10 protein-coding genes, 1 tRNA gene and 1 riboswitch are annotated in these 12228 nt (G+C 46.1%); of the genes, 5 read left to right on the top strand and 6 right to left on the bottom strand.

Translation table 11 applies throughout. The annotated features are described in order from the left end of the window. Window positions 1-4: 4 nt before the first annotated feature. A complete protein-coding gene (moaA, locus tag A1OO_RS05065; protein ID WP_016961496.1) occupies window positions 5-991 on the bottom strand; it encodes a GTP 3',8-cyclase MoaA in 987 nt (328 codons plus the stop codon). After that, a riboswitch (molybdenum cofactor riboswitch) is annotated at window positions 980-1115 on the bottom strand. It overlaps the preceding gene by 12 nt. A gap of 500 nt (window positions 1116-1615) precedes the next feature. Between moaA and A1OO_RS05060 the strand changes: the two genes are divergently transcribed. Together A1OO_RS05060 and yvcK are read left to right on the top strand one after the other, a co-directional pair. Next, window positions 1616-2182 (top strand): LON peptidase substrate-binding domain-containing protein, encoded by a 567-nt coding sequence (locus A1OO_RS05060; RefSeq protein WP_016961495.1) that lies wholly within the window; start codon window positions 1616-1618, stop codon window positions 2180-2182. A gap of 164 nt (window positions 2183-2346) precedes the next feature. Continuing rightward, a complete protein-coding gene (gene yvcK / locus A1OO_RS05055; RefSeq protein WP_026024049.1) occupies window positions 2347-3240 on the top strand; it encodes a uridine diphosphate-N-acetylglucosamine-binding protein YvcK in 894 nt (297 codons plus the stop codon). Here yvcK and A1OO_RS05050 read toward each other — a convergent pair. The 3 genes from A1OO_RS05050 to uvrB form a co-directional block, all read right to left on the bottom strand. Then, window positions 3208-3561 (bottom strand): Hpt domain-containing protein, encoded by a 354-nt coding sequence (locus A1OO_RS05050; RefSeq protein ID WP_016961493.1) that lies wholly within the window; start codon window positions 3559-3561, stop codon window positions 3208-3210. The two genes, yvcK and A1OO_RS05050, sit on opposite strands and share 33 nt — an antisense overlap. A gap of 13 nt (window positions 3562-3574) precedes the next feature. Then, complete coding sequence (gene luxO / locus A1OO_RS05045) at window positions 3575-5017, bottom strand: quorum-sensing sigma-54 dependent transcriptional regulator LuxO (RefSeq protein WP_016961492.1); 1443 nt, start codon at window positions 5015-5017, stop codon at window positions 3575-3577. A gap of 303 nt (window positions 5018-5320) precedes the next feature. Then, on the bottom strand, window positions 5321-7336 hold the full coding sequence (uvrB, locus tag A1OO_RS05040; RefSeq protein ID WP_016961491.1) for an excinuclease ABC subunit UvrB: 2016 nt from the start codon (window positions 7334-7336) through the stop codon (window positions 5321-5323). Between the two features lie 214 nt (window positions 7337-7550). Here uvrB and A1OO_RS05035 point away from each other — a divergent pair, with 214 nt between their 5' ends. Then, window positions 7551-8279 (top strand): SDR family NAD(P)-dependent oxidoreductase, encoded by a 729-nt coding sequence (locus A1OO_RS05035; protein ID WP_016961490.1) that lies wholly within the window; start codon window positions 7551-7553, stop codon window positions 8277-8279. Between the two features lie 2 nt (window positions 8280-8281). After that, the gene (locus tag A1OO_RS05030; RefSeq protein WP_017004809.1) at window positions 8282-9127 is read left to right on the top strand and encodes an amidohydrolase family protein; all 846 of its coding nucleotides are present in this window, start codon (window positions 8282-8284) and stop codon (window positions 9125-9127) included. Window positions 9128-9221: 94 nt separating this feature from the next. Here A1OO_RS05030 and A1OO_RS05025 read toward each other — a convergent pair whose 3' ends face one another. Both A1OO_RS05025 and A1OO_RS05020 read right to left on the bottom strand, forming a co-directional pair. Next, the gene (locus A1OO_RS05025) at window positions 9222-10397 is read right to left on the bottom strand and encodes a mandelate racemase/muconate lactonizing enzyme family protein (RefSeq protein ID WP_016961488.1); all 1176 of its coding nucleotides are present in this window, start codon (window positions 10395-10397) and stop codon (window positions 9222-9224) included. Window positions 10398-10450: 53 nt separating this feature from the next. Then, window positions 10451-11218 (bottom strand): class II aldolase/adducin family protein, encoded by a 768-nt coding sequence (locus A1OO_RS05020; protein WP_016961487.1) that lies wholly within the window; start codon window positions 11216-11218, stop codon window positions 10451-10453. A gap of 743 nt (window positions 11219-11961) precedes the next feature. On the opposite strand from A1OO_RS05020, the gene A1OO_RS05015 reads away from it, so the two are divergent. Further along, window positions 11962-12037, top strand: a tRNA-Asn gene (locus A1OO_RS05015). The last annotated feature ends 191 nt before the right edge of the window (window positions 12038-12228 follow it).

Here is a 12228-nt window from a genome sequence, read left to right as displayed (position 1 = left end):
AGCGTTAGCCGCCGATGGATGCCAGGTGTGGGGTCATACCCGTGTGTCCCTGGTCAAGAAAATGGCTTTGTTTCTTATTGGCGAGTTGGCCTTGGATACGCGCAATCAATTCAGGTTCCTGTGTGTTGTCTTGCAACAAATCACGCAATTCCACGCCGTAATCTCCAAAAAGGCACATATGAAGTTTGCCTACCGCAGATACACGCAGACGATTGCATGAATGACAGAAATCTTTTTTGTAAGGCATGATAAGGCCTATCTCACCCACATAATCTGGGTGGCAATAGACTTCAGCGGGACCATCGCTTTGTTCACGCACTTTCATTATCCAGCCATTCGCTATCAGATGGTTGCGAATGGAAATGCCAGATTGATGATGGCGTTCGAACAGAGAGTTCATATCTCCAGTTTGCATCAATTCGATAAATCGCAGCTGAATTGGCTTGTCTTTTATCCAGCGTAAGAAGGCTGGCAATTCTCCGCTATTTAAGTCTTTGAGCAAAACCGCGTTGACTTTTACTTGTTCAAAGCCCGCGTCAAAGGCAGCATCGAGCCCTTTCATCACTTGATGAAATTTATTCTCACCGGTGATTTGATGAAACATGCGAGGATCTAAGCTATCAATACTGACATTGATGTTAGTCAGCCCTGCATCACGCCATTCCTGAGCATTTTTCGCCAAACGGTAGCCGTTCGTCGTCATCGCCACCTTTTTGATGCCGTCTTGCTCAGCAATCATAGAAATAATGTCAGTAAAGTCCTTGCGCAGAGACGGCTCGCCCCCGGTTATACGGACTTTAGACGTTCCACAATCAGCAAACGCCGCAACCACTCGACGCAACTCATCAAGGGAAAGAAAGCTTGAATTCTTCTGGGAGGGTCGATAACCATCCGGCAAACAGTAGGTGCACCGAAAGTTACAGACATCAGTAATAGACAATCGCAAATAGTAAAATTTGCGATCGAAAGAATCTTGAAATTGAACAGCCACAAAACACCTTTCCAAATACGGGAGACGGACACATTTCTATGGCCGCCCTGGTGACATAATGTCACGGCCTAATCCCCTTATTCAGGAGAACTTAGCGAACTAGGCTTCGGAGTTATTTACGTGTGAGGCGCTTTTTCACGCGACCTCAAGCATTACTCGTTAATTTAGCAAACTATGTCATTCAGTAACAAGGAATGACATCCACTTTTGCTTTGAGGCGATAGCTTGGTAACTAAATGCTTACCGTCTCAAAACACAAACAGACCCAACACACAACCATAAAGCACAATCTGTTCTCAATCTATACAATGACAATTTTCATGGCTCTTCAAGAGAGATAGCCACTTTATCGCTCATTGTCGTGAAAGTGAGCATACACTCTATAGAGTATGGCATCAGAAAGTCGTTAGCATTTTGATTTCCAAAATTCGCAATTTTGAAATGCAATTTGCAATTTCTTTCATACGCGTTGCCTAAAAACAGTGTTTGTCGTGTGGGCATTGAAATTGCAGTCTGGATTGAAAGACACGGGTATCTAAGCAGTTCCGATATTAAAAATAATGAGCAGCGCAGAGGCATAACGCCCAAACAAAAAAGCGCGCAGAATATGACCGGGAGCTCACGATGGCAATTACACTACCAATCCTGTTTAACAACCGTCATATCTTACCTTCTGGCCGCCTTCCACTTCGTGTGGTGCCAGGGGAGCAATTGAATACTGTAAAATATGCCATGCAAAACGGATTGGATATTGGCGTGTGCATGGATGAAACCAGCCCTATCGGGGCAGGTATCGGCACAAGAGTCACGATTGAAGATTTTAATATGGCTAACGAAGACGGCGCACTAACCATTACTGTCTGTGGTCATGAAAGCTTTGTGATCGACAGTATCAAGGAAAACGATGTCGGAATTTTAGAAGCTCAATGTCAAACATTGCCAAAGTGGCCAGAGCGAGCAGTCAGCAACGATGCAGCGCCATTGGCCGAGCGTTTGCAAATTATGTTTGAACGCTACCCAGAATTGAGTTCTTTGCACAAAGCACCTAATTTCGAAAACCTAAGCTGGTTGTGCCAACGTTGGCTAGAACTTTTGCCTATACCTGCCAGTGAAAAACAGGTGTTAATGGCTGCTAATTCATGTAGCGACACCGCTGAATACTTGCTCAGCCTAATGAAAGATCCTCACTAAGACTCAACATCCATTTCTCAAAAGAAAAAGACCAGACGCATCTGGTCTTTTTTTCACGTTACGTGATCAAAAAATCAAAATAATCAATGAAACACAGAAGAATGTGACCCTTTTACGATCCATGCCTTATTATTGCTGTAGACAATAAAAATAAATTACAAACGATGACGAATAAAAATAGAAAACCAATAATCGTAGCTATCGGTGGTGGGCATGGTCTAGGGCGCATGTTATCTGCGCTCGGAGAGTACGGTGAAGATGTCACAGGTATCGTGACAACCACGGACAACGGTGGCTCGACGGGCAGAATACGAGCCTGTCAGGGTGGTATTGCTTGGGGAGACACACGAAACTGTATTAATCAGCTGATCACTGAGCCTTCTATTGGCTCGATGATTTTCGAATATCGATTCAAAGGAAACGGTGAGTTAGACGGTCATAATCTGGGAAACCTGATGCTGACGGCATTGGATAATTTGTCCATACGACCACTTGAAGCGATAAATCTCATTCGTGACATGTTGAAAGTATCCACCAACATTGTCCCCATGTCTGAGCATCCCGCCGATCTCGCCGCGCAAACGAGATCAGGGCAAATGATCTCTGGTGAAACGGATGTCGACGACCTTTCTGAGCCACCCGCCAGATTGATGCTAGAGCCTGTCGTGCCGGCAACCAAAGAAGCGGTTCTAGCCATCCATGACGCCGATCTTGTCATACTTGGTCCTGGCAGCTTTTTAACCAGTGTGATGCCGCCGCTTTTACTCCCTGAAATCAGTAGAGCGCTTAAGCAAACAGAAGCAAAAGTGGTGTTTGTACGTAATCTTGGAAAAGAAGCGGGCCCGGCTGGGTCAATGTCTCTACAGACAATGTTGACATGGTGTGAACGTTCAATGGGTGGGCGAGCCATAGACCTGGTACTTGGCCCAGATATTGATGACGACGTCGAAGAAAACTATCAACAGGTGGTGGAGGACATGGCGTCCGCCAACCACCAGTGGAGACATGATAGAGACAAGCTGTCCCTAGCTATCAAAAAGATTTTGTTGGCCGGCTAACGCTTTATATTGTGAAGCGGTGCCATCGAGCATCGAGGTTAAGCGCGGAAGCTGCGCATGAACCCATGACTCTTGACCTAACTTGACACGTGATTCGCATTCACGTGCAAGTTCTGCGAGTTCATCTGCGCCAAAGCTCGCTGCACTGCTTTTGATTGCATGACTAATTTCGCGCACCTGCAACACACTAGGCGTTTCGGACAACTCATCTGAATAACGACTCAGTTCATCGCTAAACACCACAAGAAGAGAAGATACCGTCTCTTCACCCACTTCAACTGCCAGCCGTCGCAGCGTTTCATGGTTCACCGTGGACGCCATAAACATTTTCCTTTTATTGTGATTCTTGCCAACTCTGCAGCTTACGATAAATGGTAGATGGGCTAACTTCGAGTAAACCAGCGGCTTGAGGGATGTTGCCATCGCAGGCATCAATCGCAATTTGAATTGCTCTTTTCTCAACCAACCACAAGGGTTCGATATCAGCTTTACTTATTACTCCTTGCTTCAACATCACTGTTGCAGCGGAGAATCCACTATCACGCACTTGATCGATTTTTGCATGAGTACTGCTTATTGCAGGACTAGATGCAAGTTTGACACCAGAAACGAGAGAAAGCGGTGGCGGAAGCATTTGTTCAGTCACTTCACGTCCGTTGTGCAACACAACAATGTTGCGAATGACATTCTGTAGCTGTCGGACATTGCCAGGCCATTCATAGCTAAGCAGACGCTGAATTACGCCTTCGCTAAACGAACGAAAATCCTTACCTTCTTCCATTGCAAACATAAGCAATAGTGACTGTGCAATGTCTACAACGTCGTCACCACGCTCACGCAACGGCGGTAGCCCGAGTGGAATAACATGTAAGCGGTAATAGAGATCCTCTCTGAAATTACCTTTGTTCACCTCTACCCAAGGATCGCGATTCGTTGCACAGATAAACCGGACATCAACTTGTTTAACTTTGGAAGAACCCACTTTTTGGAAGGTGCCAGTCTGAATAAAACGCAGCAATTTGGATTGAAGATCTAAATCCATCTCACAAATTTCATCAAGAAATAAGGTGCCGCCATCTGCCATTTCCGCCGCACCTTCACGCTCTGAAGCCGCACCAGTAAAGGCCCCTTTCATATGACCAAACAGTTCACTCTCGATCAAATCTTTGGGGATCGCTGCACAGTTAATCGCAACGAATGGCTTTTTCGCACGTGAGCTAGCAGCATGGACAGCCTCGGCACAAACCTCTTTGCCTGTTCCACTTTCACCGGTTATAAAAACAGTCGCTTTACTCGGTGCCGCAGAGTCGATAACACGATATACCGCTTGCATCGGTACACTGTGACCGATGAACCCATAATATGAGCCTTCCGGTGTCTGCCCGCTCATTTTACTCTTTGGTTTCAGAGCGTTATTGACAGTCACTCGTAGTAAGTCAGCTTCACATGGCTTGATAAGGAAATCACTCGCGCCATAACGCAAAGCTTCAACCGCAGCATCAATTGAGCCATGCGCTGTCATAATAACAACAGGGATCTCAGGTTGATGTTTTCTGATCTCTGAAAGCACATCAAAACCAGAGATATCCGGCAAACGCAGATCAAGTAATATCAGTGAAAATGTGTGGCCTGAAGAAAAACAATCAAGCGCTTGTTGACCCGTACTCGCTATCTCAACATCAACATCTAACGGGTTGAGATAGGATTTATACAGTGCAGCTACTGATGCGGTATCTTCCACCATCAGTATTTGTTTTTTGGCGCCAGAATCTAGCATTGAACCCTCGCCATTAATTCCCAAAAACTATCTTTGTATTAAAAAGCCTGTACCAAGTATAACGCTGAATTTCAATAATAAGGCTAAAACGTATGCGTTTTGCATTGCAAAATGCAAAAGAAATTGCGATTACCTAACGCTGAATCAAGAAATCATACGCTATCATGCAACAACAAAAATTGGCATGGTAAATGCATTTAATAATATGACCCTTCTGGGTCACCTAGCCAACTGACGTTGTTTGTGAGCACTTCGTTCACTGAAACAAGACAGCCAACCGACATTTTCCGGTTGGCTTTTTTTTTAGCTATTTTGGATAAACAGCGTTCGTAGTGTTGATATTTCGTCACGCAGGCCCGCTGCGGTTTCAAACTCTAGGTTTTGAGCTGCCTCATACATTTGCGCTTCTAGCTTCTGAATACGCGCCTCAATTTGCTGTGGTGATTTGCTCATGTAAGCCGCATCTTCCTCTGCAACCGCTTTCAGTGAAGACGATACCCTTGGTTTGCGCTTTCCACCCATCTCCATGATGTCGGAAACTTTCTTGTTGAGCTTTTGCGGCACAATGTCATGTTCTACATTGTAGGCTTGCTGTTTTTCGCGACGTCGTTCAGTTTCATCGATAGCACGACGCATAGAACCCGTGATCTTATCGCCATAGAGTATCGCTTTACCATTTAAATTACGTGCTGCACGACCAATCGTTTGAATAAGCGACCGCTCAGAACGCAAAAAGCCCTCTTTATCTGCATCCAATATGGCCACCAGCGACACTTCTGGTATATCTAAGCCTTCACGTAACAAGTTAATACCGACTAATACATCGAACTTGCCAAGTCTAAGATCGCGAATAATCTCGATACGCTCCACGGTATCAATATCCGAGTGCAAATAACGCACACGCACCCCATGTTCTTCAAGGTATTCCGTTAAATCTTCCGCCATGCGTTTGGTCAGTGTTGTCACTAACACACGTTCTTGTATGGCTTCTCTTATCCGAATTTCTGAGAGAAGGTCATCAACTTGTGTCGCGACAGGGCGAACCTCGATTTCAGGATCCAGCAAGCCTGTAGGCCGCACTACTTGTTCAGCGATTTCTCCCGCTGACTTATCAATTTCATACGCGCTCGGTGTCGCTGAAACATACACGGTCTGTGGTGCGATAGACTCAAACTCGTCAAATTTCATCGGACGGTTATCAAGGGCAGATGGCAATCGAAAACCGTATTCAACAAGGTTCTCTTTACGCGAGCGGTCACCTTTATACATAGCACCGATCTGCGGCACGGTGACGTGAGACTCATCGATAATTAGCAAGCCGTCAGCCGGCAAGTAATCAAACAAAGTCGGAGGCGGCTCGCCATCATTGCGACCACTGAGATAACGCGAGTAGTTTTCGATGCCAGAGCAATAACCGAGTTCTTGCATCATTTCGAGATCAAACAAAGTGCGCTGCGAAATTCGCTGCTCTTCAATCAGCTTATTGTTCTCAAGCAGTACTTTTTTGCGATCAACCAATTCCACTTTGATGTGTTCAATGGCTTCAATAATACGCTCACGAGGGGTGACGTAATGCGTCTTAGGATAAATCGTACAACGCGGCAAATCGCGTTCAGAAATTGCACCTGTCAATGGATCGAACACGCTGATGCATTCCACTTCACCATCAAACAATTCAACGCGAATTGCGTCGCGATCAGATTCCGCAGGGTAAACATCAATCACTTCTCCGCGAACACGGAACGTACCGCGGGTAAACGCCTGGTCGTTTCGGCTATATTGGATTTCTGCAAGACGTCGCAGCATGGCGCGCTGATCAATCATGTCGCCGCGACGTAGATGAAGCATCATTTTGAGGTAAGAGTTAGGGTCACCAAGACCATAAATCGCTGACACCGATGCCACGATCACCACATCTCGCCTTTCCAACAACGCTTTAGTGGCAGACAGGCGCATTTGTTCAACGTGTTCGTTAATCGACGCATCTTTTTCGATAAAAGTATCCGTCGACGGAACGTAAGCCTCAGGCTGATAGTAGTCGTAATAAGAAACGAAATACTCAACGGCATTCTCAGGGAAGAACTCTCTCATTTCCCCATAGAGTTGAGCCGCCAGCGTTTTGTTGGGCGCCAATATCATGGTAGGCCGCCCCGTTTGGGCGATCACATTGGCCATGGTGTAAGTTTTTCCTGATCCCGTCACACCAAGCAGAGTTTGATGCGCAATCCCCGAGTCCAAACCTTCAAGTAACTGACTGATGGCAGCAGGCTGATCGCCCGCAGGTTTGAATGGCGAATGTAAGTTAAAGGCTTTACCCATGATTCGTCCGTGGCTAATAACTCGAACCGTTCATTTTCCGCTCTGGCTGAACTAAGTCAACTGACAAAGCGCTGACAAACCCAAATCCCTCATTTTCTTTTACCCGTAGCAAGACATTGAGTCAGTTGACATCCTTGAGTAAGCCGCTGATCATCACTGTCATAAGCAATGGAAACAATGCGTAATGGTTTCCACTCAAGCATTGAGGAATAAAATGAATAAGGTAGCAGTAGTGACAGGGGGTTCAGCCGGTATTGGTCTTGCCGTGGTTGAGGGATTCATCGAAGAAGGTTACACCGCCTATAGCTTGGATCTTCAACAAGGCGCATCAGGAAACTGGGTGGCATGTGATGTTACCGACCCTGACGCCGTGAACCGAGCCGTTGAGACAGTGTTGGCAAAAGAAGCCACCATCGATGCTCTGGTATGCAATGCAGGCATTCATTTTAGTTCAAACATAGAAGCTACCAGCGAAGCGGACTTAGATCGCGTCTTCTCTATCAATGTAAAAGGCGCATACCATGCCATTCGCGCCTGCTTGCCAATCATGAAAGCGACCAACAAAGGCAGCATTGTGTTACTGGGCTCTGATCAGTGCACTATCGCAAAGACAAATTCCTTTGCTTATAACCTCAGCAAACACGCTATCGCTTCTATGGCAAAAACCACCGCGCTGGATTACGCCAAATATAACATTCGTGCTAATGCTGTCTGCGCAGGCACAACGGAAACGCCGCTTTATCACAAGGCCATCGACAGCTATTGTGCCCGCTCTGGCGCTGATAAAAACGAAATACATAAAGAAGAAGGAAACCTCCAGCCACTCGGTCGTATTGCTCAGCCTGAAGAAATCGCAAACCTTGTCGTGTTCTTAGCCAGCGACAAAGCCAGTTTCATTACCGGCAGCTTACATGCCGTTGATGGCGGCTACACGGCGCAATAACGATGCAGATTATTGATCCTCACTTACATCTGTTCGATCTTTCACTTGGACAATATGATTGGCTTCGTTCAGGTAATGCTCCGCATTGGCGTGATAAAGCGACGATCCAGCGTGATTTTTCTGACGCTGATTTGACGCTATCTGCGCCTCATCAACTCTGCGGATTCGTTCATGTTGAAGCCGGGTTTGATAATGACGCGCCGTGGAGAGAAATTGCATGGTTAGAAAGCACCTGCGCGTTGCCATTTAAGAGCATTGGATGTGTCGATATAACCTTGCCACCAAGCGCCTTTGCAAAGCAGTTAGCTAAACTGGGGCAATACCAAAGCTTGGTCGGTGTTCGGCATATTTTGGACAGCGATGCTGTCACTTTGCTCGCCATGAACACAGTACATACTAACTTGATGCAGATTGCTGACGCGAAGCTGATTTTCGAGGCGCAATTCGACGCGCAAGATACAGGAGCCGTTAACGCATTCATTCGAATGTCCAATGCCTTACCTACCCTGCGCTTGGCGTTAAACCATGCTGGTTTTCCACCACCGGAAAAACATTTGGAGTGGGACAAAAACATGAAGGCCTTAGCCGTATTGCCTTCACTGTCGGTCAAGGCGTCTGGTTGGGAAATGTCAGATCGACACTATCCCCTCTCCACGATACAAGATCGGCTAACTTCGTTAGTCACGCTATTTGGCGAAGACAGAATCATGCTGGCGAGCAATTTTCCACTGACGCTGTTTAGAGCACGTTATGACGAGCTATGGCACGATTACCTATCGCTTCCTTACTCGGAGGCCTTGCTAACAAAGCTCTGCAATGAGAATGCTCGTCGCTTCTATGGCTTTTGATATCCCCCGGCAAATTACTTTCAGCGATTTTCGTGCAAAAACAAACAACCCGCATTTAAGCGGGTTGTTTTACTTTTATCATGCGAAGCAAATTTTACTTGATGATCATATGCGGTGAACGCTTCACCACTTCATCATTCAGTTCAATGCCGAGACCAGGCTCTTCTGACACTTGGAAGAAGCCATTAACAGGCTGTGGATCTTGAAGACACAATTCACGGTTCCACGCTTTGATCGCGTAAGTATGATGCTCGTGGATCAAGAAATTAGGAATCGCCGTTTCTAAATGCAATGAGGCAGCAGTCGCAACAGGACCACCGCAAACATGCGCTTGAATACGCACATCAAAGATATCCGCATAATCACACACCTTTTTGGTTTCAGTAAAACCGCCGCATAAGCCAATATCCGGCTGCAAAACATCAATACTTTGGTCTTCCAGATACGGTCTCACACCCCAGCGGTTATACAAACGCTCACCACCAGCAATGGGCACCTTCACTTTGTCCGCCACTTTAGCGTGCAAAGAATGATTGAGATAGTTGACGGGCTCTTCGTAATACATGCAGTCAAATTCTTCGGCAATCTCGCCAAGTTGAATAGCCGTTGTCGCACCCGGTAGGCTATGGCATTCAAAAATGATATCAACTTCATCACCAACCGCTTCACGAATCGCTTTCATACGCGCGCGATACAACTTCATTTCACCGCGGGAGATAATTTTGGTTCGCTCGTAATAGGTGTTGCCATCTTTGTCATACATGATGGGATCAACCTTCACGGCATCATATCCTTCCGCGATGGCTTTTAACGCCGCTTCCGCATATTCCTCAGGCTGAGAAAGTGCCTTGAAATCTTTGTCCCAGTCAAACTGTAACTGAGAAGCGTAAGTACGCAACGTGTCGTTGACCTTGCCACCCAGCAATTGGTAAACAGGCACATTAAGCGCCTTGCCTTTAATGTCCCAAAGCGCCGTATCAATCGCACTCATCGCGGCATACACCACAGGGCCGCCACCTAAACCCCAAAAGCTTTCACGCAGCATACGCGACCATAGCTTTTCAGTTTGGAAAGGATCATGGCCAATCAGAAAGGCTTCTGCCATTTCTTTCACCATGTGCGCGGCAGCGCTATGGCCTAAGTCGTAAGCAAGACCCGCTTCACCGACACCGCTGATCCCTTCATCCGTGTGAATTCGCACAAACACCGGATTCCACGTTGCACGATCCGGGCAATGAATATCAAACACTTCAACTGATGTTACTTTCATCCTTGTACTCCAATAGGGTTATCGCTTTCTACCTTCCACTCGGGGAGAGGCGTTTAATCCATAAAACTCGGGTCGAGTCGCCATGCTTTACGCAATAATGAAGGCCAAGCCTTTTGGCCACCCGTCGCGCCGGAATGCACCACGTTCGCTTGAGCGACGATATTGTCTTGAATTGATTTAGGCACCGCGATGGTGTCTTTACCTGCCGCCTGCAACATTAGCTGTACTTCACAAGCACGTTGCATATCATAAAAACGCATGAAGGCATCACCCACCGTCGGCCCAAGCGTTAAACCACCGTGATTAACCAGCAGCATGTGATTGGTATTTCCAAGGTCACTTTGAAGGCGTTTACGTTCTGCATCATTGACCGCAAGCCCTTCATAGCCGTGATAGGACAATGAAGGAAGTGAAAACATCGAATACTGGCTCAGTGACTGCAAGCCTTCCTTTTGCGTCGCCACCGCGATGGTTTCGTTAGTGTGCAGGTGAATAACGCAATGGGCATCGTGACGCACTTCGTGAATCGCGCTGTGAATCGTGAACCCCGCAGGGTTAATAGTAAATGGCGAGTCATCGAGAATGTTGCCGTCTAAATCGACCTTAACGAGGTTCGATGCAGTCACTTCATCAAAAGCGACGCCGAAAGCATTGACTAAGTAGTTATCAGTCTCTGGGATACGAAGAGAGAGGTGGGTATAAATGAGGTCATCCCATCCCATATGAGCAACCAAACGATAACAAGCAGCCAGATCGACACGGCGCTGCCACTCGATGTCGCTAACTTTCCCTTTTAAGTCCAATTTGGGTAAAGCATCCACAATCTCTTCCTTTTGATAGTTCTTGCTCTTCTCAGCTTGTCTTATTTACTGGGTCATCGCAAACAAGACACTGAAAACTGCGCACGTTTTTAAAACGTAAAAGTGTGTACAACTCAATTTATCGCTGGCAATTGAAAATATCATCAAAAAACACCTCAACACACTGTTGTTTACTTGATTTTCGCCAACAATATTCATATTACTCCACATTTCCATCCCAAAGAGGATCTTTAAATGGGGATAAAAGTCTTGATTAACACACTTATCCACAGATTTTGTGGGTAACCTTTGTCGAACCAATCACTAAAAGCACTTAGTAATGTCAATGTATTTTTCATTAAATACTCCCTTAATAGACCGATCCCACATCAAAAGCGCCAATGAGAGCTACATCACAAAGTTTTTGAACCAGCCGAAAGCGATAGTTGGCTCAATATAGATACCCTTAAACGCTCAACTGACATTGCTGCGGTTACTTTTTAACCAATCTAAGTCACGGCGATTTTCTGCACCGCTGGAAACAGCATTCTTCAATCGAAAGTGATGTTCGCTAATACAATCAGAGAATTTCTTAAGCCAACACTGATCCAAGCTTAAATCTGACGCATATTCATCCAACAGAACAAAAAAGCAGCCAACTTTGATCGCACATTAAACAGATGATTTAAAATCGTCATTTTGTAGTGTTTGAGAGGTTGACAGCCTACGAGACGATAGCTAAGATTCGCCCCGCTTTGAGAGATTCCCCCTTAGTTCAGTTGGTAGAACGGCGGACTGTTAATCCGTATGTCGCAAGTTCAAGTCTTGCAGGGGGAGCCAAATTTCTAATGTCTTGTCGAAAGATGAGATGTTATTAGGTTGGGATAATCGCTTCGCGATTTGTCGCAAGCCTAGGCGGCCCCGTTAAGTCTTGCAGGGGGAGCCACTTTTAAATGATTGGTTCGTAGAACGAATCATTGGTTTGAGAATATCGCTTCGCGATATGTCGCAAACCATGTTGGATTTATTGC

The organism is Enterovibrio norvegicus FF-33 (assembly GCF_000286835.2).
Taxonomy (GTDB): Bacteria; Pseudomonadota; Gammaproteobacteria; order Enterobacterales; family Vibrionaceae; genus Enterovibrio; species Enterovibrio norvegicus_A.
Note: the sequence above shows the minus strand (reverse complement) of the source record. Positions and strands in the feature narration are given on the sequence as shown.